Annotated in this window: 22 protein-coding genes; 9 read left to right on the top strand and 13 right to left on the bottom strand. The window is 72.5% G+C overall.

What is annotated here, in order from left to right; genetic code table 11:
- Positions 1–77: 77 nt before the first annotated feature.
- The 3 genes from ATL41_RS01020 to ATL41_RS01010 all read left to right on the top strand — a co-directional run bounded on the left by ATL41_RS01020 (position 78) and on the right by ATL41_RS01010 (position 2,740).
- Positions 78–2,084 (top strand): S9 family peptidase, encoded by a 2,007-nt coding sequence (locus tag ATL41_RS01020; RefSeq protein ID WP_098456809.1) that lies wholly within the window; start codon positions 78–80, stop codon positions 2,082–2,084.
- A 132-nt stretch (positions 2,085–2,216) separates the two neighbouring features.
- Entirely contained in the window at positions 2,217–2,393 is a 177-nt protein-coding gene (locus ATL41_RS01015) for a DUF1801 domain-containing protein (protein ID WP_181010222.1), read from the top strand.
- A gap of 65 nt (positions 2,394–2,458) precedes the next feature.
- Positions 2,459–2,740: a hypothetical protein gene (locus ATL41_RS01010; protein WP_098456808.1), complete on the top strand. Its 282-nt coding sequence runs from the start codon at positions 2,459–2,461 to the stop codon at positions 2,738–2,740.
- Between the two features lie 91 nt (positions 2,741–2,831).
- Here ATL41_RS01010 and acnA read toward each other — a convergent pair whose 3' ends face one another.
- Positions 2,832–5,579, bottom strand: coding sequence for an aconitate hydratase AcnA (gene acnA, locus ATL41_RS01005; protein ID WP_219810400.1), 2,748 nt, complete (start codon positions 5,577–5,579; stop codon positions 2,832–2,834).
- 250 nt (positions 5,580–5,829) lie between these two features.
- On the opposite strand from acnA, the gene ATL41_RS01000 reads away from it, so the two are divergent.
- On the top strand, positions 5,830–6,390 hold the full coding sequence (locus tag ATL41_RS01000) for a glutathione peroxidase (RefSeq protein WP_098456806.1): 561 nt from the start codon (positions 5,830–5,832) through the stop codon (positions 6,388–6,390).
- A gap of 95 nt (positions 6,391–6,485) precedes the next feature.
- Here the strand turns inward: ATL41_RS01000 and ATL41_RS00995 are convergent, their stop codons facing one another.
- Entirely contained in the window at positions 6,486–7,838 is a 1,353-nt protein-coding gene (locus ATL41_RS00995) for a class I SAM-dependent RNA methyltransferase (RefSeq protein ID WP_098456805.1), read from the bottom strand.
- Entirely contained in the window at positions 7,835–9,850 is a 2,016-nt protein-coding gene (locus tag ATL41_RS00990) for an APC family permease (RefSeq protein ID WP_098458847.1), read from the bottom strand. The genes ATL41_RS00995 and ATL41_RS00990 overlap by 4 nt, the downstream gene beginning before the upstream one ends.
- A gap of 86 nt (positions 9,851–9,936) precedes the next feature.
- Between ATL41_RS00990 and ATL41_RS00985 the strand changes: the two genes are divergently transcribed.
- Complete coding sequence (locus tag ATL41_RS00985) at positions 9,937–10,587, top strand: potassium channel family protein (RefSeq protein WP_098458848.1); 651 nt, start codon at positions 9,937–9,939, stop codon at positions 10,585–10,587.
- On the top strand, positions 10,587–11,273 hold the full coding sequence (locus ATL41_RS00980) for a potassium channel family protein (protein ID WP_098456804.1): 687 nt from the start codon (positions 10,587–10,589) through the stop codon (positions 11,271–11,273). The genes ATL41_RS00985 and ATL41_RS00980 overlap by 1 nt, the downstream gene beginning before the upstream one ends.
- Here the strand turns inward: ATL41_RS00980 and ATL41_RS00975 are convergent.
- The 4 genes from ATL41_RS00975 to dut form a co-directional block, all read right to left on the bottom strand.
- Positions 11,194–12,006, bottom strand: coding sequence for a DUF3159 domain-containing protein (locus tag ATL41_RS00975; RefSeq protein ID WP_245854535.1), 813 nt, complete (start codon positions 12,004–12,006; stop codon positions 11,194–11,196). The genes ATL41_RS00980 and ATL41_RS00975 overlap by 80 nt on opposite strands.
- A gap of 20 nt (positions 12,007–12,026) precedes the next feature.
- The gene (locus ATL41_RS00970) at positions 12,027–12,401 is read right to left on the bottom strand and encodes an OB-fold nucleic acid binding domain-containing protein (RefSeq protein WP_098456803.1); all 375 of its coding nucleotides are present in this window, start codon (positions 12,399–12,401) and stop codon (positions 12,027–12,029) included.
- Positions 12,402–12,442: 41 nt separating this feature from the next.
- On the bottom strand, positions 12,443–13,180 hold the full coding sequence (locus ATL41_RS00965; RefSeq protein WP_098456802.1) for a DUF3710 domain-containing protein: 738 nt from the start codon (positions 13,178–13,180) through the stop codon (positions 12,443–12,445).
- Positions 13,181–13,352: 172 nt separating this feature from the next.
- Positions 13,353–13,838, bottom strand: a complete 486-nt coding sequence (gene dut / locus ATL41_RS00960; protein WP_281253843.1) for a dUTP diphosphatase — start codon at positions 13,836–13,838, stop codon at positions 13,353–13,355.
- A gap of 57 nt (positions 13,839–13,895) precedes the next feature.
- Between dut and ATL41_RS00955 the strand changes: the two genes are divergently transcribed.
- Positions 13,896–14,399, top strand: coding sequence for a DUF3093 domain-containing protein (locus ATL41_RS00955; protein WP_098456801.1), 504 nt, complete (start codon positions 13,896–13,898; stop codon positions 14,397–14,399).
- Positions 14,400–14,468: 69 nt separating this feature from the next.
- On the opposite strand, the gene ATL41_RS00950 is transcribed toward ATL41_RS00955, so the two are convergent.
- From ATL41_RS00950 to ATL41_RS00940, 3 genes are all read right to left on the bottom strand, one after another.
- Positions 14,469–14,768, bottom strand: coding sequence for a DUF4193 domain-containing protein (locus ATL41_RS00950; RefSeq protein ID WP_098456800.1), 300 nt, complete (start codon positions 14,766–14,768; stop codon positions 14,469–14,471).
- Between the two features lie 275 nt (positions 14,769–15,043).
- A complete protein-coding gene (locus ATL41_RS00945) occupies positions 15,044–15,886 on the bottom strand; it encodes an inositol monophosphatase family protein (RefSeq protein ID WP_245854533.1) in 843 nt (280 codons plus the stop codon).
- Between the two features lie 2 nt (positions 15,887–15,888).
- Complete coding sequence (locus tag ATL41_RS00940) at positions 15,889–16,536, bottom strand: trimeric intracellular cation channel family protein (protein ID WP_245854531.1); 648 nt, start codon at positions 16,534–16,536, stop codon at positions 15,889–15,891.
- A 122-nt stretch (positions 16,537–16,658) separates the two neighbouring features.
- Here ATL41_RS00940 and sepH point away from each other — a divergent pair, with 122 nt between their 5' ends.
- On the top strand, positions 16,659–17,765 hold the full coding sequence (gene sepH, locus ATL41_RS00935) for a septation protein SepH (protein ID WP_098456798.1): 1,107 nt from the start codon (positions 16,659–16,661) through the stop codon (positions 17,763–17,765).
- A 162-nt stretch (positions 17,766–17,927) separates the two neighbouring features.
- Here sepH and ATL41_RS00930 read toward each other — a convergent pair whose 3' ends face one another.
- From ATL41_RS00930 to ATL41_RS00920, 3 genes are read right to left on the bottom strand one after another with little or no spacing between them, the layout of a single operon-like run.
- Entirely contained in the window at positions 17,928–19,112 is a 1,185-nt protein-coding gene (locus ATL41_RS00930) for an alkaline phosphatase family protein (protein WP_098456797.1), read from the bottom strand.
- Complete coding sequence (locus ATL41_RS00925; RefSeq protein WP_098456796.1) at positions 19,109–19,702, bottom strand: DUF5998 family protein; 594 nt, start codon at positions 19,700–19,702, stop codon at positions 19,109–19,111. The genes ATL41_RS00930 and ATL41_RS00925 overlap by 4 nt, the downstream gene beginning before the upstream one ends.
- 38 nt (positions 19,703–19,740) lie before the next feature.
- A complete protein-coding gene (locus tag ATL41_RS00920) occupies positions 19,741–22,536 on the bottom strand; it encodes a GNAT family N-acetyltransferase (RefSeq protein ID WP_098456795.1) in 2,796 nt (931 codons plus the stop codon).
- Between the two features lie 173 nt (positions 22,537–22,709).
- Between ATL41_RS00920 and ATL41_RS00915 the strand changes: the two genes are divergently transcribed.
- Entirely contained in the window at positions 22,710–25,172 is a 2,463-nt protein-coding gene (locus ATL41_RS00915; protein ID WP_098456794.1) for a DNA gyrase/topoisomerase IV subunit A, read from the top strand.
- The last annotated feature ends 101 nt before the right edge of the window (positions 25,173–25,273 follow it).

Here is a 25,273-nt window from a genome sequence, read left to right as displayed (position 1 = left end):
CTGGCGCGTCCCGGCACGCCACGCGCATGAGACCTGGGACCTGCCGCTCCGGTCCGCGCATCGGCGAGGATGGCTCCATGAGCAACGACGCCCACACCCCAGCCCCGTACGGTTCCTGGCCTTCGCCGCTTACCGCGGCCGCCCTGACGACGGACGCCGTCCGGCTGAGCGAGCCCGCGGTCGACGGTGACGAGACCTACTGGCTCGAGGGGCGCCCGCAGGAGGGCGGGCGGCAGGTGCTCGTGCGTCGCGCTGCGGACGGCACGCTCATCGACGTCATCCCCTCGACGCTCCCGGACGGCTCGACGTTCGACGTGCGTACCCGCGCGCATGAGTACGGCGGCGCGTCCTACACGGTCGTCCCGGGCGGTGTGGTCGTGTCCCGGGCCGAGGACGACCGCCTCTACCGCGTCGACCGCGACGGCGACGGCTTCGCGCCGCCCGTGCCGCTCACGCCCCCAGACGGGCGACGCTACGCGGACCTCGACGTCGTGCCCGGGTACGGCGTGCTCGTCGCTGTCTCGGAAGACCACGGCGCGCCCGGCGCACAGCTGACGGACCCGCCCGCAGCGATCGTCGCGGTCCCGCTCGACGGCTCGGCCGCCGACGACGGGTCGCGCATCACCGTCCTCGTCGAAGGACCCGACTTCCTCACGTCGCCGCGGGTGAGCCCCGACGGCGAGCAGCTCGCGTGGCTGTCATGGGACCACCCGGCGATGCCGTGGGACGGCACCGAGCTGCACGTCGGCGAGCTCGCCCTCGGCGTCCACGGCGTGCGCGTCCTCGACCGCCGCACGATCGCGGGCGGCACGGACGTCAGCGTGACCGAGCCGCTGTGGACGTCCACGGGCGAGCTGCTGCACGTCGACGACCGCACCGGCTGGTGGAACCTGTACCGGACCGAGCTCGACAGCGAGGCGCGGCGCACGCGCGCCGTGCGCCCGGCGGAGGTCGAGCTGTCGACGCCACAGTGGGGCTTCGGTACCCGGACATACGCGACGATCGACGCCGAGCTCGCGCTCGTCACGTGGTCCGACGCCGGGCACCGTCACCTCGGCACCCTGCGCGTCACGAACGGCCAGCTCGAGACGTGGGACGGCGAGTGGGAGCCCGCGGGCGGCGTCGCCGCGACGGAGGGCCGCGTCGTCGTCATCGCCGAGCATGCGACCCGGCCGGCGGCGCTTGTCGAGATCGACCTCGGGCCGCAGCGCGAGGGCGACGGCGTGCGCGTGCTGCGCGCGACCGCGCAGCCGACCCTGTCTCCCGAGGAGGTGTCCGTCGCGGAGGCGGTCACGTGGCCGTCGGGCGACGGGGTCGCGCACGGCTTCTTCTACGCACCGAAGTCCTCGACGCACACGGGCGAGCCCGGCACGCTCCCGCCGCTCGTCGTCATGACGCACGGCGGCCCGACAGCCGCGACGCTCCCCGGCTTCTCGCCGTCGGTCCAGTACTGGACCACGCGCGGCATCGCGGTCCTCGACGTCAACTACGGCGGATCGAGCGGCTACGGCCGCGCCTACCGCGAGCGGCTGCGCGGGCAGTGGGGAATCGTCGACGTCCGCGACTGCGAGACGGGCGCCCTCTGGCTCGCCGAGCAGGGCCGCGTCGACGGCAAGCGGCTCGCCATCCGCGGCGGCAGCGCGGGCGGCTTCACGACGCTCGCCGCCCTGACGTTCACCGACACGTTCGCGGTCGGGGCGAGCCTCTACGGCATCGGCGACCTCGAGGCGCTCGCCCGCGAGACCCACAAGCACGAGTCGCACTACCTCGACTCGCTCATCGGGCCGTACCCCGAGCGCCGCGACCTCTACGTCGAGCGGTCCCCCATCCACCACACGGATCGGCTGAGCGCGCCGATGATCCTGTTGCAGGGCACCGAGGACACGGTCGTGCCGCCGAACCAGGCGCAGATGATGGCCGACGCCGTCGCGGCACGGGGCCTCGACGTCGAGCTGATCCTGTTCGAGGGTGAGCGGCACGGCTTCCGCAAGGCGGAGACGATCCAGCGCGCGTACACGGCCGAGCTCGCGTTCTACGGCAAGGTCCTCGGCTTCACGCCGGCGGACGACGCGGCGGCGGGCTGAGCGTCGGGGCCGCGCCGCGCTTGCGGCGCGGCCTCGACCCGGATCGCTGCGCACCGCACACTTGGGTCATGGCCGACTCCCTGAAGACCGTCCCGACGGACGCTGACGTGGCGGCGTTCGACGTCGAGCACGGTGTACCTCGCAGACGGCTTCGAGCACCACGCCGACCTGCTGGCGCGGCTCGGGCCGCACACGACAGGTGCGTCGTGCCTGTACCTCAAGGACCTGGCAAAGGTGGACCTCGCGGTGCTCGAGGGCCTCATCGCAGCGTCCTACGCGACCGTCACGGCCCCGGGCTTCGCTTCGTGATCGGGTCGGGCGGTCCGCGCGCCGGCCGGGGTCGCGGGAATGTCACGGCCGATGAGCTGACGCTCGTGAAGATCGCGAACGACTACACGATCACGTGGCCGCTGTGGAACAGCTTCGGCCCGATGGAGCGCGATGAGGTCGACGTGCCCGAGCCGCTGCGCGCCAGGCTTCTCGCGTGGGCGCAGGAGTTCAACGACCACTTCGACTGGAAGCACGGCTGGGACTCCCCCGACCTGAGCGAGCCGCACGCCCGCGAGGGTCGCGCGCTGCGCGACGAGCTCGCCGCGCAGCTCGGCCCGGGCTACGACGTGAGGCTCAGCGTGTGGGAGTCGGGCGTCCCGGACTGACCGCGCGTGCGCCGTCGGGCAGGGACACGCGACAGGACGACGACGGGGCGCGCACCCGAAGGTGCGCGCCCCGTCGTCGTAGGTGCGTGCGTCAGGCCGCGACGAGCGAGCGCAGGACGTACTGCAGGATGCCGCCGTTGCGGTAGTAGTCCGCCTCTCCGGGCGTGTCGATGCGGACGACCGCGTCGAACGCGACGGTCGAGCCGTCGGCCTTGGTGGCGGTCACAGCGACCGTGCGGGGCGTGGTGCCCTCGTTGAGCGCGGTGATGCCCGAGATCGAGAAGGTCTCGGTGCCGTCGAGGCCGAGCGACTCGGCGTTCTCGCCCTCCGGGAACTGCAGCGGGAGGACGCCCATGCCGATGAGGTTCGAGCGGTGGATGCGCTCGAAGCTCTCCGTGATGACGGCCTTGACGCCCAGGAGCGCCGTGCCCTTCGCAGCCCAGTCGCGCGAGGAGCCGGAACCGTACTCCTTGCCACCGAGGATGACGAGCGGCGTGCCCGCCGCGGCGTAGTTCTGGGCCGCGTCGTAGATGGCAGCCTGCTCACCCGTCGTGAAGTCGAGCGTGTAACCGCCCTCGACGTTGTCGAGGAGCTGGTTGCGCAGGCGGATGTTGGCGAACGTGCCGCGGATCATGACCTCGTGGTTGCCGCGGCGCGAGCCGTACGAGTTGAAGTCACGACGCTCGACGCCGTTCTCCGCGAGGTAACGACCAGCGGGCGAGTCCGGCTTGATGGCACCGGCCGGGCTGATGTGGTCGGTCGTGACCGAGTCGCCGAGCTTCGCGAGGACGCGGGCACCGGTGATGTCCTCGACGGGAGCGGGCGTGAGGCCCATGCCCTCGAAGTACGGGGGCTTGCGGACGTAGGTGGACTCGGAGTCCCACGCGAACGTGTCGCCCTCGGGGGTGTCGAGCGCGCGCCACTTGTCGTCGCCCGCGAACACGTCCGCGTAGTCCGCGGTGAACATCTCGCGGTTGATCGACGAGTCGATCGTCGCCTGGACCTCTTCGGTCGACGGCCAGATGTCGCGCAGGAAGACCGGGTGGCCGGCCTCGTCACGGCCGAGCGGCTCGTGCTCGAAGTCGAACTCCATGGTGCCGGCGAGCGCGTACGCGATCACGAGGGGCGGCGACGCGAGGTAGTTCATCTTCACGTCGGGGTTGATGCGACCCTCGAAGTTGCGGTTGCCGGAGAGCACCGAGACGACGGCGAGGTCGTGCTCGTTGACGGCGGCGGAGACCTCGTCGGCGAGCGGGCCCGAGTTGCCGATGCAGGTGGCGCAGCCGTAGCCGACGAGGTGGAAGCCGAGCTTCTCGAGGTACGGCCAGAGGCCGGCCTTCTCGTAGTAGTTGGTGACGACCTGCGAGCCCGGCGCCATCGACGTCTTGACCCACGGCTTGGCCGTCAGGCCCTTCTCGACGGCCTTCTTCGCGAGGAGGCCCGCAGCGAGCATGACCGACGGGTTCGACGTGTTGGTGCACGACGTGATCGACGCGATCGCGACCGCACCGTGGAACAGCTCGTACGTCGAGCCCTCGGGGCTCGTGACCTCGACCGTCTTGCGGGCAGGCTCGGAGATCGCGGGCGAGTCGGATGCCGGGAAGGACTCCTTCTCGGCCTCGTCGATGCCGTTGAGGACGTCGGGCGCATAGTTCGGCAGGTCGCGCGTGAACGCGCTCTTGGCCTGGGAGAGCTCGATGCGGTCCTGCGGGCGCTTCGGACCGGCGATCGACGGGACGACGGTCGACAGGTCGAGCTCGAGGTACTCGGAGAACACCGGCTCGGTGGCCGGGTCGAGCCACATGCCCTGCTCCTTGGCGTAGGCCTCGGCGAGCGCGACCTGCTCGTCGCTGCGGCCGGTGAGGCGCAGGTAGTCGAGCGTGACGTCGTCGATCGGGAAGATCGCGGCGGTCGAGCCGAACTCGGGGCTCATGTTGCCGATCGTGGCGCGGTTCGCGAGCGGGACCTGCGAGACACCCTCGCCGTAGAACTCGACGAACTTGCCGACGACGCCGTGCTGGCGCAGGAGCTGCGTGATCGTCAGGACGACGTCGGTCGCCGTGACGCCCGTGGGGATCTGGCCCGAGAGCTTGAAGCCGACGACGCGCGGGATGAGCATCGAGACGGGCTGGCCGAGCATCGCGGCCTCGGCCTCGATGCCGCCGACGCCCCAGCCGAGCACGCCGAGGCCGTTGACCATCGTCGTGTGCGAGTCGGTGCCGACGCACGTGTCGGGGTAGGCACGCAGGACGCCCTCGACCTCGCGCGTCATGACGACGCGGGCGAGGTACTCGATGTTGACCTGGTGCACGATGCCGGTGCCCGGGGGGACGACCTTGAAGTCGTCGAACGCCGTCTGGCCCCAGCGCAGGAACTGGTAGCGCTCGTGGTTGCGCTCGTACTCGATCTCGACGTTGCGGCGGAACGCGTCGGCGCGGCCGGCGACGTCGATCTGCACGGAGTGGTCGATGACCAGCTCGGCGGGTGCGAGCGGGTTGATGCGCGACGGGTCGCCGCCGAGGTCCGCGACAGCCTCACGCATGGTGGCGAGGTCGACGACGCACGGGACACCCGTGAAGTCCTGCATGATCACGCGGGCGGGCGTGAACTGGATCTCGGTGTCCGGCTGTGCGTCCGGGTTCCACTCAGCGAGCGCCCGCACGTGGTCTGCGGTGATGTTCGCGCCGTCCTCGGTGCGAAGCAGGTTCTCGGCGAGAACCTTGAGCGAGTACGGCAGGCGGGCGAGCCCGTCGACCGCGGAGAGGCGGAAGATCTCGTAGGACGCGTCCCCCACCTCGAGGGTTCCCTTAGCACCGAACGTGTCGACACTGCTCACGATGGCTCCTTAACTCCAGCGTCAGCCGAGCCCGGACGACAGTGGCGCGCAGCGCCCTCACGTCGTGTCGGTGCTCGGGTGTTTTGTCAGACGGGGGCACTCCCCAGCCTAGGCGGGCATGAGCGCAGGCACACCTGCGCAACCGCCTGCCAGCCTACCATTTATCTTGACGTCAAGATATGTGAGACACGCCTTGCATAAATGCCAGTCACCGCCGCCGGGCGGCCCAGCGGACGCCGCCTATCCTGGTCCGATGAGCCTGCGCGACATCCCCCTGACGACGATCGACGGCCGCACGACCTCCCTCGCGGAGCACGCCGACAAGGTCGTCCTCGTCGTGAACGTCGCGTCCCGCTGCGGCCTCACGCCGCAGTACGCGACGCTCGAGCAGCTCCAGCGCACCTACGGCCCCCGCGGCTTCACCGTTCTCGGCTTCCCGTGCAACTCGTTCGCCGGGCAGGAGCCCGGCTCCGCCGAGAAGATCACGGAGTTCTGCTCCACGACCTACGGCGTGACCTTCCCCCTCATGGAGAAGACGAAGGTCAACGGCCGCCACAGCCACCCGCTCTACACCGAGCTGCGCAAGGTCCCCGACGCGAGCGGCCACGCGGGGCGCGTGAGGTGGAACTTCGAGAAGTTCGTCATCCTGCCGGACGACTCGGTGCACCGGTTCCGCCCGCAGACCCTGCCCGACGACGCCGCGATCGTCGCGGTCATCGAGCAGGGCCTCGCACAGCTCGGCGGCGCCGCTCTCGACGAGGCCGCGCCGGAGGGCGCTGTCGACGAGGCCGCGCCGGAGGGCGTGGAGGCCTGAGGGCCCAGGGGTTGAGCGTGCTCGGCGCCTGAGCCTCCCCGCAGGCCCGGGAACCTGAGGCGGCCTGACGCCGCGGCGAGCCGCGCGCAGATGCGTCAGGCGCGCTCGAGCACAGTGACGCACTCCACGTGGTGCGTCATCGGGAAGAGGTCGAACGCGCGCAGGGACCGCACCTCGTAGCCAGACTCGCCGAACAGGCCGAGATCGCGGGCGAGGGCGGCCGGGTCGCACGACACCAGCACCACGCGCTCGGGGCCGAGCCCGACGACCTGGTCGACGACGGGCCGACCGGCACCGGCGCGCGGCGGGTCGAGGACGACGACGTCGGCTCCACCGACAGCACCGTGGCCTGCCTCGCGCAGGACGCGAGCGACGTCGCCCGCCCACAGCTCGACGTGATCCTGGCCGTGCAGGTTGCGGCGCGCGGACGCGACCGCGCGCTCGTCTCCCTCGACCGACACGACACGGCCGACCGTGCCTGTGGCCGCGGCGAGGGGCGCCGTGAACAGACCCGAGCCGGAGAACAGGTCGACGACGGTCGCGTCGAGCACGTCGCCCACGGCGTCGAGGACCGTCTGCGCGAGGAGCGCGGGCGCCTCGCGGTGCACCTGCCAGAAGCCGTCTGCGGCGACGCGGAAGCGGTGCTCCGCTCCCCCGACGGCGACCGTCTCGACGACGGTGCGGCGCGCGTTCGGCCGCCGGTCGGCGCGCGTGCCGCGCCACGGCTCGCCGTCGACGAGCAGGATCGGGTCAGCGCCGCCCTCGGGCGCGACGACGTCGAGACGAGCCCCCGCGGCCCAGCGCCCGGAGAACACGCCGAACGCATCGGCGGCCGCGGCGACCGCCTCGGTCGCGAGCGGCATCGCGTCGAGCGCGACGACGTCGTGCGAGCGGTACCGGCGCATGCCGGCGCGGCCCTCGGCGTCGGCCACGAGCTCGATGCGCGTGCGGTACGCGAGGCCGCCGCGCTCGTCGTCGCCCGGGGCAGCCTCGACCATCACGGGCAGCTCGAGGTGCGCGATGCGCCGCAGCTGCTCCTCGATCACCTGACGCTTCCACTCGCGCTGCGCGTCGAGACGCACGTGCGCGAGCTCGGCGCCACCGACGCCGCCCGGGCCAGCCTCGGGCCACGCGGACGGGACACGGTCGGCGCTCGCCTCGAGCACCTCGACCGCGTCGCCGCGCCAGAACTTCGCATCAGGGGCGGCAGCCGTGAGGCGCACGCGCACGCGCTCGCCCGGCAGGGCGTGCCGGACGAAGATCACGCGACCCTCGTGCCGGGCGACGCAGTGCCCGCCGTGCGCGACCGGACCCACCTCGACCTCGACGAGCGGCAGGTCGACAGGCGCGTCGACCTCGGCGCCGGGGCGCGTGCGGCGCGCCGGCCGGGACGAGCCCGGACTGGAGCCGCGGGAGGGTCGAGCAGGACGTGCAGGGTGCTGGGTCATGGTGCCTTCGTGTCGTCAGGGTCGGTCGGCCGCTGGTAGAGCACCGGCTCGGTGCCCGCGGTCGACGCGGTGGAGGCCAGACGCCAGGGTACCGAGGCCACGACGACACCCGGCGTGAACAGCAGGCGGCCCTTGAGGCGCAGGGCGCTCTGGTTGTGCAGGAGCTGCTCCCACCAGTGACCCACCACATACTCGGGCAGGTAGACGACGACGAGGTCGCGCGGGCTCTCACGGCGTACCGAGCGCACGTACGAGAGCACGGGCCGGGTGATCTCACGGAACGGCGAGTCGAGGACGCGCAGCGGCATCGGCAGGTCGAGCGACTCCCAGTGCTCGACGAGCCGCGCCGTCTCGTCGGCGTCGACCGCGACCGTGACAGCCTCGAGCACGGAGGGCCTGGTCGCGCGGGCGTACGAGAGCGCGCGCATCGCAGGCTTGTGCACCTTCGAGATGAGCACGATCGCATGCACCCGGCTCGGCAGCGCGCGCTCGGCGGCGACGTCCTCGTCGAGCTCGAGCTCCTCGGCGACCTGGTCGTAGTGCTTGCGGATGCCACGCATGACGACGAACACGCCCGCCATCGCGAGCAGCGCGATCCACGCACCGTGCGTGAACTTCGTCGCAAGGACGACGACGAGGACCGTGCCCGTCATCCCGAGCCCGACGACGTTGAGGATGCGCGACCGCTTCATCCTCGCGCGCTGCGCCGGGTCGTACGCGAGGCGCAGCGCAACCGTCCAGTGCCGCACCATGCCGAGCTGCGACAGCGTGAAGGACACGAACACGCCGACGATGTAGAGCTGGATGAGACGCGTGACCTGCGCGTCGAACAGCACGACGAGCACGATCGCCGCGAACGCGAGCGACACGATGCCGTTCGAGAAGGCGAGGCGGTCGCCGCGCTTGTGCAGCTGGCGCGGGAGGTAGCCGTCGCGCGCCAGGATCGAGCCGAGCACCGGGAAGCCGTTGAACGCCGTGTTCGCGGCGAGCACGAGGATGAGGCCCGTGACCGCCGAGACGACGTAGAACATCGGCGGGAACGACGCGAACACCGTGTGCGCCAGCTGCGACAGCACGGGCACCTGGACGTAGCCGACGGGAGCATGGCCGTCGATCAGCAGGTCGGTCGCCGGGTCCTCGACGTAGACGACGCCCGTTGCCGACGCGAGCAGCAGGATCGACATGATCATGAACATCGACGTCAGTCCGAGCAGCGCGAGCGTCGTCGCGGCGTTGCGCGACTTCGGCTTCTTGAACGCCGGGACGCCGTTCGAGATCGCCTCGACACCGGTGAGCGCCGCACAGCCCGACGCGAACGCACGCGCGATGAGGAACGCCCCGGCGAGCCCCACGAGCCCCTGGTCGAACGCCGAGGACGGCACGACGTCGAACGACGCGCTCTCCGCCCGTCCCAGGTTGCCGGTGACGTACTGGACGAAGCCCGCGACCGCCGTCGCGCCGACGGCGGCCATGAACAGGTAGACCGGGATCGCGAACATCTTCCCGGACTCCTTGACGCCGCGAAGGTTCGCGATCGTCAGCAGGACGATGAGCCCGACGGCGATCGACAGCTCGTGCCCGCGCAGCGCGGGGATCGCGGTCGCGGCGTACTGCGCACCCGAGGAGATCGACACCGCAACCGTGAGGACGTAGTCCACGAGCAGCGCGGACGCGACCGTCAGGCCCGCGCGCGGGCTGATGTTCTCGGTCGCGATCTCGTAATCACCGCCGCCCGACGGGTACGCGTGCACGTTCTGCCGGTACGACGCGACGACGACCAGCAGCACCAGGACGACCGCGACGCCCACCCATGGCGACATCGTCGTCGCCGTGAAGCCGGCGAGCGCGAGGGTCAGGAGGATCTCGTCGGGCGCGTACGCGACCGAGGACAACGCGTCGGACGCGAAGACGGGGAGGGCGATGCGCTTGGGCAGCAGCGTGTGCCCCAGGCCGTCGCTCCGCACCGGTCTGCCGAGCACGAGCCGCTTCGCCGCATCCATGATGTCCGACACGTTGAGCAATGCTAGGCCCGTTCTGGCCGCCATGGGCGCGGCGGGCTGCCGGGAGGTATACCTTCGGGTCTGTGCACTTCGTGATCATGGGCTGCGGACGCGTCGGGGCGGCGCTCGCGCACTCGCTCGAGAAGAACGGCCACTCGGTGGCCATCATCGACCAGAACCCCGAGTCCTTCCGTCGCCTCGCGCCGACGTTCACGGGCAAGAAGGTCACCGGTCTGGGCTTCGACCGGGACACCCTCGAGCAGGCGGGCATCGACGAGGCGTACGCGTTCGCGGCGGTGTCCGACGGCGACAACTCCAACATCCTCGCCGCGCGCGTCGTGCGCGAGACGTTCGGCGTCGACAACGTCGTCGCCCGCATCTACGACCCGCACCGCGCCGAGATCTACCAGCGGCTCGGCATCCCGACCGTCGCGACCGTCCGCTGGACGTCCGACCAGGTGATGCGGCGTCTGCTCCCCCTCGGCACGACCGACGACTACCGCGACCCGTCCGGCCAGGTGCGCCTGTGCCAGACGGACTTCCACCCCGGTTGGGTCGGCCGCTCGCTCACGGTCGTCGAGGAGGCGACCGGGGCGCGCGTCGCGTTCGTGACGCGCTTCGGCGCGGCCGAGCTGCCCCGCCCGGGCATGGCCCTGCAGGAGAACGACGTGCTGCACGTCCTCGTGCGCTCCGTCGACGTCGTCGACGTCGAGCGGATCCTCACCCACGCCCCGACCGAGGAGGTCTGATGCGCGTCGTCATCGCCGGTGCCGGCTCCGTCGGACGCTCGATCGCCCGTGAGCTCCTCGGTCACGACCACGAGGTCGTGCTCATCGACCGCCAGCCGAGCGCGATGCGCGTCGCGTCGGTCGCCGAGGCCGACTGGCTCCTCGCGGACGCGTGCGAGCTGTCGACCCTGTCCGAGGCGAAGGTCGACGAGTGCGACGTCATCGTCGCCGCGACCGGAGACGACAAGGCGAACCTCGTGATCGCCCTGCTCGCGAAGACCGAGTTCGGGGTGCCGCGCGTCGTCGCGCGCGTCAACAACCCGAAGAACGAGTGGATGTTCGACGAGTCGTGGGGCGTGGACGTCGCGGTGTCGACGCCACGCATCATGACGGCGATGGTCGAGGAGGCCGTCGCCGTCGGCGACCTCGTGCGGATCTTCACGTTCCACCAGTCGGGCGCCGGGATCCTCGAGCTGACCCTGCCGCCGGACTCGTGGCTCGTCGGCCGCACGGTCGGTTCTGTGCCGTGGCCTGCGGACACGGTGCTCGCGGCGATCGTCCGCGACGCTCAGCCGCTCGCCCCGACGGCGGACGACACGCTCGAGGCCGGCGACGAGCTGCTGCTCGTCAGTGGCCGGGACGCGGACGAGGTTGCTCTGTCCGACCTGCTGACCGGCGCACAAGGATCCACGTCCCCCACAGCGTGACCGCCCACAGCGGGATGCCCATCGCAAGACGCGCGGTACCGAGCCAGCCGACCTGCGCCCCGAGGTAGAGCGGGACCTGGACGGCGAGACGGACGGCGAACAGCGCGACCCACAGCCACGTCGCGAGCGTGTAGCGACGCACGAGCGCGTGGGAGCGCCGCCACTCGCCGAACCCGGCGAACGGGTTGGGCGCCGGGGCGTCCGGGTCGACGTCGCCCTCAGGGGCTCGCACGGTCTTGGTCTCGGCGAAGCCGAGGCGGAACAGCTCGACGACCACACCGATCGCGGGCCAGCGCACGACGATCGAGGCGAGGCAGCCGAGCAGGTAGGCGGCGTTCGTGTAGAGGCCGACGACGAAGAAGTCCGACGCCTCGCCGGTGCGCCACGCCCAGAAGACGCCGATCGCGACGCCGAACAGGCCAGAGAGCGCCTGGGTGACGGGCGTGCGCTGCACGAGACGCACGATCACCATGAGCACCGCGACGCCCGCGGACGCGACGAGCGTCGGCGTCAGCTCGAACGTGAGCAGGTAGACGACGACGAACACGAGGCCCGGCAGGAGCGCCTCGACGACGCCGCGCACGCCACCGACCGCGTCCTGCAAGGAGAACTCGCTCGCGGTCAGGGCGCGCATGCCGCGCGCCTGCGCCGCGTGCGCGGCGCTCGCGTCGGCGGGCTGTGCCCCCGTGGGCTCCGTGCCGGGCGCGCCGTCGTGCGGGGTGCTTTGCTCCACGTCCTGCCCTCTCCCAGCCCTCAGGGCTGCACGTCGGTCGGCTGCGGCAGCAGCTCGTACCGGGGGTTGAAGATCACGGTGCGCCCGCGGTCGCTCGTCACGAGCCCGGCCACGCGCACGCGCCGGCCGGGCTCGATGCCCGCGATCCGACGCCGGCCGAGCCACACGAGGTCGACCGAGCCGGAACCGTCGAACAGCTCTGCCTCGACGGCCTGCACGCGGTCGGTCGGCCGCAGCACGACCGACCGGATCAGGCCGGACACCTCGGCGTGACGACGCTCGACGAGGTCGCTGATCGCCGTCGTGCCCTGCTTCGCGGAGTGGATGCGCTCCTCGGTCGCGGCCACCTCGTCCTGGTTCGCCAGGACGCGCTTGAGCGCGGTGCGCAACGACATGTCGTCCCCTCAGGCCGTCCGGACCGCCGCGGGCGCGGCGGTCAGCGGGTCTCGGTGATCTCGGGACCGCGCTCGAGCGGGTTGAGGTCGGGGGTCGCGGCCTTCTCGGCGGGCGTCTCGGGCTCACCCGCGGGCTCGTCGACCTGCTTCATCTCGGGCTGGTCGGGCAGGTGCAGCGGGAGCAGCTCGCGCGGTGCACGCGCCTTCTCGTCGCGGACGACGACGACCTGGGAGAACAGCGCCTCCATGAGGCCTGCGGCCTGCGGGTCGACCGTCGCCTTGCCGGTCAGGACACCGCGCAGGAACCAGCGCGGACCGTCGACACCGAGGAAGCGGATGACGCGGACGACGTCCTTCCCCTCACCGTCCTTGGCGGGCGCCTTGACGAACAGCTCACGTCCGAAACGGCCCGGGATGTCGTCGACCGTCGCGCCCTGCGTCGTCAGCGACTCACGGATCTCGTCGCGGATCTCGTCCCAGATGCCGGCGACGCGCGGGGCGGCGAAGGCCTGGATCTGCAGGACCGAGCTGTCGACCATCACGGAGACGCCCGTGACCGCCTGGGTCGCCTTGTCGAGCTCCATGCGGACCTGCATGCCCTGCACGCCCGGGAGGAGGATCGAGCCGAGGTCGACGCGGCCTGCCGTCGGCTCGTCGACCTGGGTGATGTCCCACGGGCCGTGCTCGGGGCGCGGCTCGGTCTCCTCGGCCGCGGTGGCCTCGGCGTCGGGCAGCTCCTCGCGCGGCTGTTCCTTCACACGCCGTCCAAACAGACCCACTGCGGTTCTCCTTCAGCAAAGTTGCCGTGCTTGCCTGCGACGACGGTGTCGGGGCGACCCCCGGTCGCAGGTTCCCGCGAACGTTACCGTGCGCGGTCGTCCTACCACCCTATGCGCCGCGCCGTCGGATGTCGTCGACCTCGCCCTTGTACGCGTAGGGCGAAGCGCGCCCTCAGCGGGACGCGTGCGGGTCCCAGCCGCCGCTCGACCCGAAGCCGCCCGCGCCGCGGTGCGAGCCGGGCAGGCGCTCGGCAGGCACGAAGCGTGCGCGCTCGACGCGCTGGATGACGAGCTGGGCGATGCGGTCGCCGCGGCTCAGGTGCACGGGCGCGGACGTGTCCGTGTTGAGCAGGGTCACGGCGATCTCGCCGCGGTAGCCCGCGTCGACCGTCCCGGGAGCGTTCACGACGGTCACGCCATGCTTGGCGGCGAGGCCGGAGCGGGGGTGCACGAACGCCGCGTAGCCGTCCGGGAGCGCGATCGCGACGCCCGTCGGGACCGTCGCGCGCTCGCCGGGGGCGAGCGTGACGTCGGTGCGCGCGACCAGGTCGGCGCCCGCGTCACCCGGGTGTGCGTACGTCGGGTGCGGCAGCTCCGGGTCGAGCATCTGGACGAGGACCTCGAGGCCGCTCTCCGCGGCGTGTGCGTGGTGTGTCACGGCGCGATCCTAGCCGCGACGGCGCGGGCGACGCCGCCCGGCTGGCATGCTGGGGACATGCCGCACGCCGAGCCTTCCCTGCCGTCCGAGCCCGTCGACAACCCGCGCCCCGCCGCACCCGCGACGTACACGGAGCGGCTGTCCCCCGGCATCTGGACGTACGGCGCGATCGCGCTGTTCTGCGTGTTCGTGTTCGTGATGATCGTCATCGCGAGCCTGCCGATCGCGGCGGGCGTGTCGCTCGCGCTCCTCGTGGCGGGCAGCGTCGCGGCGTTCGTGACGTCACCCGTCGTGACGGTCGCCGACGGGCACCTGCAGGCCGGCCGCGCGCGCATCCCGGTGAACCTGCTCGGGGAGCCGCGCACGCTCGGCCGCGCCGAGGTCGCCGCGACGATGGGCCCGTCCTTCGATCCTCGCGCGTTCGCGTGCCTGCGCACCGGCACGGGCGGCGCCGTCGTCATGGACGTGCTCGACCCGCAGGACCCGACACCGTGGTGGCTCGTCTCGACGCGTCACCCCGAGGCGCTCGCCAGCGCGATCCGCGCGGCCCAGGCCCGCTGACCCGGTAGGACGACAGCGGGGCCGCGAACCTTTCGGTTCGCGGCCCCGCTGTCAGTGATGGAGATGCGCTCAGGCGGCGCACTCGGTGCAGACGGGCTGGCCGTCCTTCTCGTAGGCGAGCTGGCTGCGGTGGTGCACAAGGAAGCAGCTCGAGCACGTGAACTCGTCCGCCTGACGCGGGAGGACACGCACCGAGAGCTCTTCGCCGGAGAGGTCGGCACCCGGGAGCTCGTAGCCCTCCGCCGCTTCCGTCTCGTCCTCGTCGACGACGCCAGAGCTCTTGTCGGACCGCCGCGCCTTCAGCTCCTCGAGGGAGTCCTCGGAGAGGTCTTCCTCGGTCTTGCGAGGGGCGTCGTAGTCGGTTGCCATAGAGATGTCACTCCAGATCGGTGAGAGGATCACGCGGAATTTCGAGCACGGGACCGCGAGGTCACGTATGCGGCGTCGGAGGCGTCGCGACGCTTCGCCCGACGGCGGGGGCGGTCAGTCGCGCCTCTCGGGCGGCGGTCTGCCCCGTGCCGTTCAGGGTCGGCCCCGGAATTGTGCATCATTTCTCCGACGAGTGCACGCTCCCGAACGGGATATTTCGGACCGAGTGACGAAAGTCGCGATCACGCTGTCCGGCAAAGCGGATGCACAACGCGTCAGCTCGCTGATCTGTTCCCGACACCCGCCGCCGCGAGGATCGGTTCGAGCAGCGCGACCGTCTCCGGGTGCCCAGCGAGGACGAGCGCCCGGCCGGGCGTCGCACCGCCGAGGCCGACGACGACGCCGCCCGCCTCCCGCACGATCAGCTCGCCCGCCGCGTGGTCCCACGGGCTGAGGCCCTCCTCGTAGTACGCGTCGACCTGCCTGCGGGCGACGCGGCACAGGTCGAGCGCAGCGGAGCCCATGCGGCGGATGTCACGCACGTGCTCGAGCAGGGCGGCGACCGAGCGGCCCTGCGCGGCACGCAGGGTCTCCTCGTAGAAGAAGCCGGTCGATACGAGCGTGAGGTCGAGCGGGACGGGCTCGGCGACCTGCAGCCGCCGGCCCTCGTGGTGCGCGCCGCGGCCGCGGGCCGCGGTCGTCGTCGCGCCGGTCGTGATATCGGTGACGGCGCCCGCGAGGAGCTCCCAGCGCGCAGGGTCGGGCTCCCCCGCGACGACCGCGACGGACACGGACGTCGACGGCAGGCCGTAGAGGTAGTTGACCGTTCCGTCGATCGGGTCGACGACCCACGTGAGGCCCGAGGTGCCCGCGGTCGCGCCGCCCTCCTCGCCGAGGATCGCGTCGTCGGGCCGTTCGGCCGCGATCATCTCGCGCAGGAGACGCTCGGCGGCGAGGTCGGCCGCCGTGACGACGTCGGACGCGTTGAGCTTTGTCCTGTCCACCGTGACGGTCTCGGGGCGCTCGCGCCGTACCTGCTCGGCCGCCGCGCGGGCGAGCCGCTCGGCGAGGTCGCGCAGGGCGTCGAGCTCGGCGTCGTCGACGTGGACGGTCGTCATGGTCATCTCCCGGTGCGTTGCCTGCCGAAGCCCTGCCACGGGCCCGGCGCCTGCCAGTTCATCTTGAGCGACACGAGCCGCATCGCGAGGATCGCGACGGCGATGCCGGCGCCGACCCAGGGGTTGAAGAGGTCGTAGTGCACGGTCACCGCCGTGAGCACGGCCCCGATCGTCGCGGGGATCGCGTAGAGCTCGCGCTCGCGCAGCACGATCGGCGCCTCGTCGACGAGGAGGTCGCGCACGAGGCCTCCGCCGATCCCCGTGAAGAGCCCGACGAACACGGCAGCCAGCGGGCCGACGCCGTAGTCCATTCCCTTGATCGTGCCGATGACGACGAACATGGCGAGAGCCCCGGCGTCGAACACGATGATGAGCCGCCGCAGGGCGGCGAGGCGCGGGTGCAGGAAGTGCACGATGACGCCCGCGGCGAGCGCGGTCAGGACGTACCGCCAGCTCGTGATGCCCACAGGCGGGACCGCGCCGATGAGGACGTCGCGCATGAGGCCGCCGCCCAGGCCGGTGACCCAGGCGAGGAGCAGCAGGGAGAAGATGTCGAAGTTCTTGCGAACCGCGGCGAGCGCGCCGGAGATGCCGGCGAAGAAGATGGCGGCGAGCTCGAGCCCGTACATCGCGTCCTGGAGGATCTCCACGGCCCTGATTGTGTCAGCCTGCTGGGTGTTGTGACGCATCCGCAAGCGGCACACCGGCCGGGATGTCGGCGTCCGGCGCGTGAAGGTGGCACTGTGGTGACAGACCACGCACTGGAGGGCACATGGCTGACCTGGAACTGATCGGGCTGGACGAGGACGGCGAGCACATCGTGCTGGCGTCCTCCGACGGCGCACGGTTCAGGCTCCGCATCGACGAGCCGCTGCGTGCCGCGGTCCGGCGCGACCGCCCGCAGCTCGAGCAGCTGCGTCAGACGGCGCCGGGCTCGCTCCCGCCGCGCGAGATCCAGGCGCAGGTGCGCGCGGGCCTGACGGCCGAGGAGGTCGCGGAGAGCGCGGGCATCTCGGTCGAGCACGTCCGCCGCTACGAGGGCCCGGTGCTCGCGGAGCGCGAGTACGTCGCCGAGCAGGCGCGCGCGACGCGCGTCGGCCGCGACGCGGGCTCCCCGAACCTGGGCGACCTGGTCACGGACCGCCTCGCTGCGCGGCACGTCGACACGGAGGAGCTGCGCTGGGACGCGTGGCGCCCGGTCGGGTCGTCGTGGATGGTCTCCGTGAGCTACGAGGTCGGCGACGCCGAGCACCGCGCGGTGTGGGCATTCGACCAGCAGGCCCGCACGTTGACGGCTACCGACGACGAGAGCCGGTGGATCTCGGAGACGCGCCTGCACGACGAGGTCGTGCCGCGCCGTCACCTCTCCCCCGTGCGCGGCGACGTGTTCGACGTCGAGGCGTCCGGCCCGATCTCCGACCTCGAGCCGGCAGAGCCTGCGGGCTTCGAGGACACGACGTCGGCGCTCCTGGACGACCTGTCGGCGCGCCGCGGCGTGCGTCAGCTGATCGACGTCGAGGAGCCGGAGGACGACGACGAGGGTCTGTTCGGGCTCGCGTCGGTCACTCAGGAGGAAGACCTCGACGCGGACGCTGGAGCGCCGGTGCCGGTCGAGGCGATCGGCCGCCTGTACTCGCTCGGTGACCGCTCGCCGCGCTCGGCCGCCGAGGTCGGCGAGACGACGGAGCTCCCGCTGACGGAGGACGTCCCCGAGCCGCCCGCGCCGGAGCCCGAGGCTCCCGTGCCTGCCCCGGAGGCTCCTGCCGCCGCGGACCCGACTCCCCCGCCGCTCGAGCGTGCCGCCCGTGGCGGCCGCAAGGGCCGCCCGCAGGTGCCGAGCTGGGACGAGATCGTCTTCGGCGCCCGCACGGACGACTGACCAGAGCCGCCTGACCCGCGACCGGTGCGCACGTGTGCCCGGTCCTCCTCGCCTGCGCCCCGAGCACGATCACCTGTGCCCGATCCTCCTCGCCTGCGAGTGGGCCTGCTCGTCGCTCCGGTGCGCCGCCCCGCGACGATGTCGCGCGCTGACCTGACCGTCTCAGGCGGTCGCGACGAGCAGCGGAACCTTCGTCTCGTCGGGCGTGAGCGACCCGTGCACGCCGATGAGCCCCATCGACGCGGGCGTCTGGCTCGCGCTGTCCACGACGACCGAGTTCTTCGCCATGATGACGACGAGGTCGCCGATGTCGGGCAGCGCGCGGTCGTGCACGGGACCGAACAGGCCGAGCCCGACGGCGTCGTCCCGCAGCGCGACGACGGCGTGCGCGCCGAGCACGCCCTGCCACCGCTCCTGCACCTCGGCCGGGTCGACGCCCGGCTCGACGTAGAGGTGCGTCGCGCGGGGCTCGCCCGCCACGACGGCGACGCCGCGCGCGAGCTCGGGCTCCTCGGCGACGTCCCAGCGGGCGCCGCCGGTCACGTCGACCATGCCGTGGTCGGCGGTGACGAGGACGAGGGTGCCGCGGGGCGCCGACCGCACGAGGCGGCCGATCTCGAGGTCGACCTCGGCGAGGGCGTCGCCCCACTCGCCGGACTTCCAGCCGTGGTGGTGGCCGGCCTTGTCGACCTCGCCGACGTACAGGTACGTCATTCCCGGAGTGCGCAGGGACTCGACGGCCTGGTCGACGCGCGCGGAGAGCGTCGGACCGGCGGCGTAGCTCGCGCCGCGCAGCGCGGCGCGCGTCATGCCCGAGCCCTCGAAGCGAGCGAGGCCCACCGCTGTCGTGCGTGTGCCTGCGGCCGCGACGGCCTCGAGGACGGTCGGCTCCTGCTGCACCTGCTCGGGCGCCGGCAGGTTGGTCCAGGACAGCATGTTGGCGAGCTGCCCGGTCGCGGAGCTGCGGATCGAGTAGCCGAGCAGGCCGGTGCGGCCAGGGCTCGTACCGGTGCCGAGCACGCCCAGCGCGGCGGCAGTCGTCGACGGGAAGGGCGCGGAGAGCGTGCGCGCGCTCGGGAGCAGCTCGCGGAGGTTGCGGGCGTGCCCGCGGCGCTCGGTGAGCAGACGCATCCCGAGGCCGTCGACGAGGACGACGCACACGCGCTTCGCGGACGGCAGGCCGAGGGCCCTCATCGAGCCGGAGGAGGTCTCGCCGTCGACGGTCGTCACCGGGACGCCGAGGGCACCCGCGGCGCCGAGCATGACGGCGCCGAGGCCGGCGGTGCCGTAGGCGGGGCGGCGCAGCCCGCGGCGGTCGAGGTCGGCCTGGAGGGCCGCGACCGTCATGCGCGTCCCGTCGCCGCGGAGAGCTGCCCCGCGAAGGTGAGCGCCGCGCGCACGGCCTCCTCACCCTCGGCCTGGGCGCTGACGCGCACGATCATGTCGTCGGGCGTCATGGTGCCGGTGAGGCCGTGGTCGGCGTCGCAGTTCGGGTCCGGGCAGGCGGCAGGCTCGAGGTCGATGCGGCTGACCGCGCCCCAGCCGATCGCGATCGTCACCTCGTAGGGCAGCGTGCCGGGGACGTGCTGCGCGGGCGACGCGACGAACTGCGTGACGGAGACGGAGCGGACCGCGCTGAGCGGCAGCACCTCGGTCGTCGCCGCTGCGGACGCGACGGGGTGGTGCTCGTCGGCAGGCTCGTCGTCGACGTGCGCGGACACGAGCCGCGTCGGCGTCATGACGAGGACGGTGACGTGGCGGCGCACCTCGGCGGTCGCGAAGGTCGTCTCGGCGTGCACGAGGTGCGCGACGACCTCCTCGCCTGCGAGCGCGCCGTCGACCACGTCCATGACGAGCTCGGGGTAGTACCCGGCGCGGTGCAGCTCGGAGCGCAGGACGTCGCGACGGTCGGAGTGGGCGTGGGTGGCAGCAGACACCCCTCTATTGTCCCATCCCGTGCCGGGTGGCTGGTGGATCAGCCGGGCATCGCGCGTCTGGACTCGTCGGGGCGCTGCCCGTGGGCGAGCGTCGCGCGGGCGGCGAGGACGTGCGCCCCGTGCGGGGAGACGACGACGGGGTACAGCTCGAGCGCCCGAAGCTCGGGGACGTCGTCGGCGAGGCGGGCGACGCGGGCGAGGACGTCCTCGATCGCGGGGACGTCCATGGGGCCGATGCCGCGGTAGCCGAACAGGCGCGGTGCGGCGCGCAGGGAGCGGACCATGTCGGAGACGTCGCGGTCGGTCAGGGGCGGGATGCCGTAGGAGACGTCGGCGAGGAGGTCGGTCGCGTCCCCGGCGAGGCCGAAGGAGACGACGGGGCCGAAGAGCGGGTCCTCGGTCGAGCGGACGACGCACGCTACTCCCCCGGTGACCATGGTCTGCACGTCGAGGGGTGCGGCCTCGCCGAGGAGGCGCTCGGTCTCGGCGGCCATGGCGGCGTAGGCGGTGCGCAGCTCGGTGGCGTCGGTGAGGCCGAGGCGGACGCCGCCGAGGTCGGCGCGGTGGCGCAGGGCCTCGGCCGTGCTCTTGAGGGCGACGGGCCAACCGAGCTCGTCGGCGGCGGCGACGGCCTCGTCGGCGGAGCCGACGGTGCGCACGGGGACGACGGTGAGGCCGTAGCAGCCGAGGAGCTCGTCGACGCGCGCGGCGTCGAGGGTGAGGTCGGTGCCGGCGGACGCGTCGGCGAGCCACGCGTCGACGAGGTCCTGGGCGCGGTCGGTGTCGGCCTCGGGCTGGGCGAAGGTGCCGAAGCCGTCGCGGCGCCACGCGGCGTAGCGGGCGACGGCACCGAGGGCACGGACGGCATCCTCGGGCGTCGCGTAGGCGGGGACGTGGACGGTCGTGCCGTCCGGGTTGGTCGCGGCGAGCTCGTCGACGAGGCCGTGGCGGCCGAGGACGCTCGCGACGGTCGTCCGCCCGGTGCGGGCGGCGGCCTCGGCGGCAGCGCGCGCGAGCGGGCGGTCCGCTCCCCCGAGCACGGGGATGTCGACGACGACGACGGCGTCGCACTCGGCGTCGAACACCTCGTCGACGACGCGCGCGGCCTGGGCCGCGTCGTCGCCCTCCGCGACGACGCCTGTGCGCGGCAGGACGGCGAGGCCGTTCGCGGCGGCCGCCTCGGCGACGAGGGCCGCGAGCGCGGCCGAGGACGCGACGATGCCGACGCGCCTGCCCGGGGGCAGGGGCTGGGTGTCGAGGAGCTGGGCGACGTCCATCATCTCGTGCGTGTTCTCGGCGCGGATGACGCCGGACTGGCGAAGCATCTCGTCGAGGGTGCGCCGCGGCGCGAGGGTGGGCCGGACGGCGTGGCCCGGCGGGACGACCTGGCCGGAGCGGCCGGCGGTGACGACGACGACCGGCTTGCGGGCGGAGAGACGGCGGGCGATGCGGGAGAACTTGCGCGGGTTGCCGATCGACTCGAGGAAGAGGCAGGCGACGTGGGTGTCGTCGTCCTCGTGCCAGTACTGCATGAGGTCGTTGCCGGAGACGTCGGCGCGGTTGCCTGCGGACAGGAAGCTCGACAGGCCGAGTCCGCGCCGGGCGATCGTCGCGAGGAGCGTGACGGCGGTGGGCGCAGACTGGCAGAACACTCCGATGCGTCCGGGTGGTGGCGGGACGGTCGCGAGGGTCGCGTTGATCGTCACGTCGGCGGAGGCGCGCAGGAGTCCGTAGGAGCCGGGGCCGACGACGCGCATGCCGGCGGTGCGGGCGGCGCGCAGCAGGGCGCGCTGGCGTTCGAGGCCCTCCGGGCCCACCTCGGCGAAGCCTTCCGAGAAGAGCAGCAGCGCGTGCGTGCGCAGTCGCGCGAGCCCGGGCACGGCCGCGACGGCCTCCTCGGGCGGCGCGGCGAGCACGGCGAGGGGGCCGCGCCCGTCGTCGGGCGCGTCGCCCTCGCGGACGTCCGCGAGCGCGGCGAGACTCTCGTGGTACGTCACCTCGTCGGTCGACCACAGCCGCGCGGCGGGCGGCAGGCCGACGACGTCGATACGGGGCCGCTGCGGCCCGTCGCCGTCGGTCGCGCGCTGGGTGAGTGCACGCGAGGCGACGAGCGCCTCGATCGCCCGCTCGATCATCTGCGCGTCCGCCGACCCGGGCTGCGTCGTCGGCGACGCGACGACCACGACCGACGCGACGTCGAACAGCGTCGAGATGCTGCGCGCCTCGGCGCGCCGTTCCCGCTCCGCCATGACCGACCGCGAGCGCTCGGTCGGGTCGAGGTCGATCGTCACCGTGTACACCTCGTCCTCGAGGCGCTGGGTCAGGTCGTACCCGGCCTCGCGGAAGACGGCGAGCATGCGCGTGTTCTGCGGCAGCACCTCGGCGGAGAAGTGGCGGATGCCGCGCTCGCGGGCGGCGGCGGCGATGTGCTCGAGGAGCACGGAGCCCAGGCCGCGCCCTTGGACGGAGTCGGCGATGTTGAACGCGACCTCGGCGCTGTCGGGGCCCGTGCGGTCGTAGCGCGCGACGCCGATGATGCGCTCCCCCGTGTCCTCGCCGTCGCGCGGCGACGCGACCGCGACGAGAGCGGCGCGGTCGACGTGGTCGACGTGCGTGAAGCGCTCGAGGTCCTTCTCGGGCAGGCGCGGCAGGGGCGCGAAGAACCGGAAGTAGATCGAGCGCTCGGACTGGGCGACGTGGAACGCCTGCAGCGCGTCGGCGTCCTCGGGGCGGATCGGGCGGACGTGCGTCGTCGACCCGTCCCGCAGGATGACGTCCGCCTCCCACGCGAGCGGGTAGGCGCTCGCGGGTGTCTCGTGCGCGTCGTCGGTCACGATCCCAGGCTAGGGCGTGCGACGACGGTTCGGGGCGGGTGGGCCGGTTCGGCATGGTCCGGCTCTCTCTGCATGGCCCTGCCCTTACGGCGTGCCTGTGCCCGAGCATCGGCGTGCGGCGGCGACAATGGACCAGATCCCCGTCCCGCGAGAAGCACGGAGCGCACCGCCACATGGCACGCAAGACCACGCCCACCGACGCCGCCGACGACTTCACCGAGAAGATCGTCGACATCGACGTCACGGCGGAGATGGAGGGCTCGTTCCTCGAGTACGCCTACTCCGTCATCTACGCGCGCGCCCTGCCGGACGCGCGCGACGGTCTCAAGCCCGTGCAGCGGCGCATCCTCTTCCAGATGGCCGACATGGGGCTGCGCCCCGACCGCCCGTACGTGAAGTCGGCGCGCGTCGTCGGCGAGGTGATGGGAAAGCTCCACCCGCACGGCGACTCGGCGATCTACGACGCGCTCGTGCGCCTGACGCAGGACTTCACGCTGCGCCTGCCGCTCGTCGACGGGCACGGCAACTTCGGCTCGCTCGACGACGGCCCCGCGGCCGCCCGCTACACGGAGGCGCGTCTCGCGAGCGCCGCGATGGCGATGACCGCGGACCTCGGCGAGGACGTCGTCGACTTCGTGCCGAACTACGACAACAAGCTGCAGCAGCCCGAGGTGCTGCCGGCGTCGATCCCGAACCTGCTCGTCAACGGGTCGTCCGGCATCGCGGTCGGCATGGCGACGAACATGGCGCCGCACAACCTCGTCGAGGTCGTCACGGCGGCGCGGCACCTGATCAAGCACCCGGACGCGGACCTCGAGGAGCTCATGCGCTTCGTGCCCGGCCCGGACCTGCCCGGCGGAGGCAAGATCGTCGGCCTCGACGGCATCCGCGACGCGTACCGCACGGGCCGCGGCTCGTTCAAGACGCGTGCGACGGCGCGCATCGAGAACGTCACGCCGCGCCGCAAGGGCATCGTCGTCACCGAGCTGCCGTACCTCGTGGGCCCCGAGAAGGTCATCGAGAAGATCAAGGAGGGCGTGCAGTCCAAGAAGCTCTCCGGTATCACCTCGGTGCTGGACCTCACGGACCGCCAGAACGGCCTGCGCCTCGTCATCGAGGTGAAGAACGGGTTCAACCCGGAGGCCGTGCTCGAGCAGCTGTACAAGTACACGCCGATGGAGGACTCGTTCGGCATCAACAACGTCGCGCTCGTCGACGGTCAGCCGCGCACGCTCGGGCTGCGCGAGCTGCTGCGCGTGTGGGTGGACCACCGTGTCGACGTCGTGCGTCGCCGCTGCACGTACCGGCTGGCGCGGCGCCAGGAGCGCCTGCACCTCGTCGACGGTCTGCTCATCGCGATCATCGACATCGACGAGGTCATCCAGGTCATCCGCTCCTCGGACGACTCGGAGGTCGCGAAGTCGCGCCTGCGCACGGTGTTCGACCTGTCCGAGCCGCAGGCGGAGTACATCCTCGAGCTGCGGCTGCGTCGTCTGACGAAGTTCTCGCGCGTCGAGCTCGAGACTGAGCAGGCGGCGCTGCGTGCGGAGATCGCCGAGCTCGAGGAGATCCTCGCGAGCGAGACGCGCCTGCTGAACGTCGTCTCCGACGAGATGGCGGCCGTCGCGAAGGCGTACGGCACGCCGCGTCGCACGGTCCTGCTCGAGTCCGCGGGCGGTACCGCCCTCACGGGTGCGAAGGGGGCGCCGTCGTCCGCCGTGCCGCTCGAGGTCGAGGACTCCCCCTGCTGGGTGCTGCTCTCGGGGACGGACCTGCTCGCGCGGACCGCGACGGGTGACGAACCCGTGCGCGACGACGAGCGCCGCGCCCACGACGCGCTGTCCGCAGCGGTCGCGTGCACCGCGCGCGGCCAGGTCGGCGCGGTGACCAACCGGGGCCGCGTGATCCGCGTCGACGTGCTCGACCTGCCGACCCTCCCCCCGACCGGCGCCGCGCCGTCGCTCGCGGGCGGCGTGCCCGTCTCGGAGATCGTGGACCTCGAGGCGGGAGAGCGCGTGCTCACGCTCGTGTCCCTCGACTCGTTCGCGCCGACGATCGTGCTCGGTACGCGTGACGGCGTCGTCAAGCGCGTCGCGCGTGACGACGCGCCGAACCGCGACTCGTGGGAGGTCATCACGCTCAAGGACGGCGACGAGGTTGTCGGGGCTGGCGCGTGCACGGACGACGACGACCTCGTCTTCCTCTCGTCCGACGCGTCGCTGCTGCACTACTCCGCGTCGCTCGTGCGCCCGCAGGGCCGCGCGGCCGGCGGCATGGCCGGTATCCGGCTCGACGACGGCGCCCAGGTGAAGTTCTTCGGCGTCGTCCCCGCGGGCCTCGCGCCGACGACGTCGGTCGTCACCGTGTCCGGCTCCTCCTCCGCGCTGCCGGGGACCGAGACGGGCGCCGCCAAGGTCACGCCGTACACCGCGTACCCGTCGAAGGGCCGCGCGACAGGAGGCGTTCGCTCGCACCGCTTCCTCAAGGGCGAGGACACCCTGATCATGGCGTGGGTCGGGCCGAACCCGCCGCACGCCGTCGGCTCGGGTGGTCAGGCGCTCACGCTGCCGGACGTCGACGAGCGTCGCGACGGTTCGGGGACGCCGCTCGCGGCGCCGGTGCACGCGATCGGCTGAACGAGCTCGTGAACTAGCGGCGAGGGCCGGCCCTGTAGTCCGGCCCTCGCGCGTTCGTGACGGCGGGCGGCGCCAACAGGTGGCGTCTTCTCGCGGCTCCG

It is taken from the genome of Flavimobilis soli (assembly GCF_002564025.1).
Taxonomy (GTDB): Bacteria; Actinomycetota; Actinomycetes; order Actinomycetales; family Cellulomonadaceae; genus Flavimobilis; species Flavimobilis soli.
Note: the sequence above shows the minus strand (reverse complement) of the source record. Positions and strands in the feature narration are given on the sequence as shown.